This is a genomic window from Streptosporangiales bacterium, assembly GCA_009379955.1.
GTDB lineage: Bacteria > Actinomycetota > Actinomycetes > Streptosporangiales > WHST01 > WHST01.
This window is the reverse complement of the sequence record WHST01000216.1, coordinates 1-3,686: the sequence shown is the minus strand read 5'-3', so window position 1 is coordinate 3,686 and position 3,686 is coordinate 1. Positions and strand designations below refer to the sequence as shown.

4 protein-coding genes are annotated in these 3,686 nt (G+C 73.0%); 2 read left to right on the top strand and 2 right to left on the bottom strand.

Annotated elements, in window-relative coordinates; translation table 11 throughout:
• The first annotated feature begins 248 nt into the window (after positions 1-248).
• Both GEV10_31940 and GEV10_31935 read left to right on the top strand, forming a co-directional pair.
• A complete protein-coding gene (locus GEV10_31940; protein ID MQA83012.1) occupies positions 249-674 on the top strand; it encodes a hypothetical protein in 426 nt (141 codons plus the stop codon).
• 18 nt (positions 675-692) lie between these two features.
• Entirely contained in the window at positions 693-1,112 is a 420-nt protein-coding gene (locus GEV10_31935) for a hypothetical protein (protein MQA83011.1), read from the top strand.
• 117 nt (positions 1,113-1,229) lie between these two features.
• Here the strand turns inward: GEV10_31935 and rsgA are convergent, their stop codons facing one another.
• Both rsgA and aroA read right to left on the bottom strand, forming a co-directional pair.
• Positions 1,230-2,222 (bottom strand): ribosome small subunit-dependent GTPase A, encoded by a 993-nt coding sequence (gene rsgA / locus GEV10_31930; protein ID MQA83010.1) that lies wholly within the window; start codon positions 2,220-2,222, stop codon positions 1,230-1,232.
• Positions 2,219-3,508 carry a 3-phosphoshikimate 1-carboxyvinyltransferase gene (aroA, locus tag GEV10_31925; protein MQA83009.1) on the bottom strand — a complete coding sequence of 430 codons (1,290 nt, stop codon included), beginning with the start codon at positions 3,506-3,508 and terminating at the stop codon, positions 2,219-2,221. The genes rsgA and aroA overlap by 4 nt, the downstream gene beginning before the upstream one ends.
• Between the last annotated feature and the right edge of the window lie 178 nt (positions 3,509-3,686).

Here is a 3,686-nt window from a genome sequence, read left to right as displayed (position 1 = left end):
GGCGGTGTTGTCGGAGCTCGCAAGTACGCCCAAGTACGAGCTCGTCCTCCGCCACCGCCTGTGTCTTCGACCGCCGGAGGCAGCTGGCGCGGACCACCCTGGACGCCGCTCGCCTCGAACGCCGTTTACCAACACGCCCTACCTACGGCGCGGGAGTTGGTGCGGATATGCACGGTTTCGATTGAGATCGAAACCGTGGCTCCTCGCGTGTGCCGTCGAGTTTGCTGGGTCGAGACGGAGGAGGACGAATGAGACATGTGAAAGCTCGCCTGGTCAGGCTGGTCGTGGCCGCTGTCGCGGCGACCGCCGCTGTTCTCGCCTGCGCGATGCCGGCAACCGCCGCGACCGACGCGCCGTCGGCCGCGGTAGTGGCGGCGGGGTGCTCGGTCGGGGCTCTCACCGACCGGGTCGATCCCCGACCCGCCAACATCTACGGAAGCGGCTGGATCAACTGCACATTCGTGCTGCAGGGGGCCGGGGTGTTCGTCGACCTGTACAGGAACGGCCACATCGTCGCGTCCGGGCACCAGGCCTGCGGCCTCGGGACGGGCTGCGGTGCGAGCACGCCGGAGTACACCGACGGGACACCGGGAAACCAGCAGTGGAAGACGCGGGTCATCGTACGCAGCCAGGCGTACAGCGGCGAGGCGTGGAGCCCTGTCTACTACCACTGAACCGGAGAGGTGAACGACATGAATGCCAAGCTGACGATCGCGCGAAGCGTCGTCCGGCTGCTCGCTGTGGTCGCTCTTGCCGTCTCTGCCACGGTCGCGGTGACGACCGTCCAGGCGGGGCAGGCGCAGGCTGCGGTGTGTAGCGGATGGGCGCTGGCCGACAAGTACGACCACGAGGCCAAGGTGTACGGCACCGGCGGGCTGAACAGCTGTGCGAGCGGAACGTACGTCACCCGTGCCGAGGTGGTCTTCTACCGGGACGGCGTCCCGATCGATTCGGCCGGCGGTGACTGCCGTACCAGGCCGTGCGGGTTCTCCACGCCCGCCGTCGGCATACCCGCTGGCGAGCACTCGTGGTGCGCCGACGTCCTCTACGACTACCTCGCGCCCGGCGGTCCCAAGACCGCGCGGATCGTCGGCAACTGCATCTCGACGTAGGTCCGACACCGTCGTCGGGACACGGCGACGGCACATCACGAGCATCGAATCCACCCCGGGCGGCGCCGCCGCCCGGGGTGGGCCAGCATCGGAGGTTGCCCCGCCACGGCGCTGTCCTCAGGCGGTGCGGTCGCGGGCGGCGCCGAGGAGGCGGCGCAGCGACTCCAGGCGCGCGGGCTCGGCGTGACCGGCCTCGACCCACGCGTCGAGGGCGCACTGGTCGCCGAGGTGGTCGCATCCGGACGGGCAGTCGGCGGTGCCGTCGGTGAGGTCGGGGAACGACGCGACGACGGTCTGCGGCTCGACGTGGGCGAGCCCGAAGCTGCGGACACCGGGGGTGTCGACCAGCCAGCCGTCGTCGTCGGGCAACGGCAGGGCGACGGCGGACGAGGACGTGTGCCGGCCGCGGCCGGTGACGACGTTGACGCCGCCGATCGCACGGTGGGCGTCAGGGACCAGCGCGTTGACGAGCGTCGACTTGCCCACGCCGGAGTGGCCGACGAACACGCTCAGCCGGCCGGTGAGGCTCTCGCGCAGCGCGTCGAGCGGTCCGCCGCGCTCGGTCGCGACCGCGTTGACGCCGAGCGGCTCGTACGCGGCGAGCAGCTCGTCGGGCGCGGCGAGGTCGCGCTTGGTGAGGCAGAGGAGCGGCTCGACGCCGGCGTCGTACGCCGCGACGAGGCAGCGGTCGATGAACCGCGGCCGCGGCGGCGGGTCGGCGAGCGCGGTCACGATGACGAGCTGGTCGGCGTTGGCGACGATGACGCGCTCGACCGGGTCGTCGTCGTCCGCGGTACGGCGGAGGATGGAGTCGCGCTCGCGGATCCGCACGATCCTCGCCAGGGTGCCGGGTGCGCCGCTCACGTCGCCGACGATGTCGACCCGGTCACCGACGACGACCGAGCCGCGGCCGAGCTCCCGCGCGCGCATCGCGACGATCGGGTGGTCGTCGATCAGCAGGGTGTACCTGCCGCGGTCGACGGCGAGCACGAACCCCTCGCGGGCGTCCTCGTGACGGGGACGCTTCCTGCTGCGCGGCCGCGAGCCCTTGCCCGGCCTGACCCGGACGTCGCTCTCGTCGTACTCACGGGACCGACCGCCTGCGTTCATCCGCGCCCGCCGAGCATCCGGTGCCACAGGACGGGGAAGTCGGGCAGCGTCTTGCTCGTGGCGCCCACGTCGTCGACGACGACACCGGGTACCCGGAGGCCGAGCAGTGCACCCGTGGTCGCCATGCGGTGGTCGTCGTACGCCGGGAAGACACCGCCGGTGAGCGTGGCCGGCGAGACGACGAGCCCGTCGCCGGTCTCCTCCACCCGGCCGCCGAGCCCGCCGAGGGCGGCGGCGAGCGCGCCGAGGCGGTCGGTCTCGTGGCCCCGGATGTGCGCGACGCCGCGGATGCGGGTGGGACGGTCGGCGAAGCACGCGATCGCGGCGACCGTCGGCACGATCTCGCTGACGTCGCGGAGGTCGAGGTCGGCGCCGGACGGCGTCGCCGGGCCGCGCAGGACGAGGCCGCCGCCGGGTGTGGACGCGTGCGTGCCGCCGAGCTCGCCGAACGCCGCCAGGATCTCCGCGCCGGCCTGCAGCGGGTCGGCGGGCCAGCCGGCGATACGGACCTCGCCGCCGGTGAGCATCGCCGCGGCGAGGAACGGCGCGGCGTTCATGAGGTCGGGCTCGATCGTCATGTCGCCGCCGCGCGGACGCCCGGGCAGCACGCGCCAGGTGTCGGTGCCCGGCGACTCGACGTCGAGTCCCGCGTCGGCCAGCATCCGCAGCGTCATCGTGACGTAGGGCGCGGACGGCAGCGGTGGTCCCTGGTGGTGGACGGTGACGCCCTTGTCGTAATGGCAGCCGGCGAGCAGCAGCGCGCTCACGAACTGGCTGGACGCGGACGCGTCGAGCGTGACGTCACCGCCGGGCAGCGCACCCCGGCCGGTCACGGTGAGGGGGAGCCGGTCGCCGGTGACCTCGGCGCCGAGGGAGCGCAGCGCCCCGGCGAGGCTCGCGAGCGGACGGACCCGCGCCGCGGGATCGCCGTCGAAACGCACCGTGCGGCCGGCGAGCGGCGCGAGGGCGAGCAGGAACCGCATGACCGTGCCGGACAGGCCGCAGTCGACCTCGGCGCCTCCGGAGACCGCGAGGTCGGCGGGCGTGACCCGCCAGTCGTCACCGCCGACGTCGACCCGCACACCGAGCTCCCGCAGGCCGGCCGCCATCAGCAGCGTGTCGCGTGCGCGCAGCGCGCCGTGCACGGTCGACGGGCCGTCGGCGAGCGCGGCGAGGACCAGCGCCCGGTTGGTGACCGACTTGGAACCCGGCAGCGTGACCGACGCCCGCACGGGTCCCTCGGCGGTGGGTGCGGGCCACGGCGTGGCAGTGTCGTCCGTCGTCACGCCGCGAGGATATCCCGCCGCCGTCGGCGGGCCCGGGCGTCCTGCGGCTAGGGATGCGCTGATTTTCTGGTTCGTCCGGGGTGCCGTCTGGCTGGGTGCTGGGGATCGCGGAATGATGAGGTGTGCGCAGCGATCAGGCCAGTTTCACCGATGTCGAGTACGGCAACCGTCGACGGGT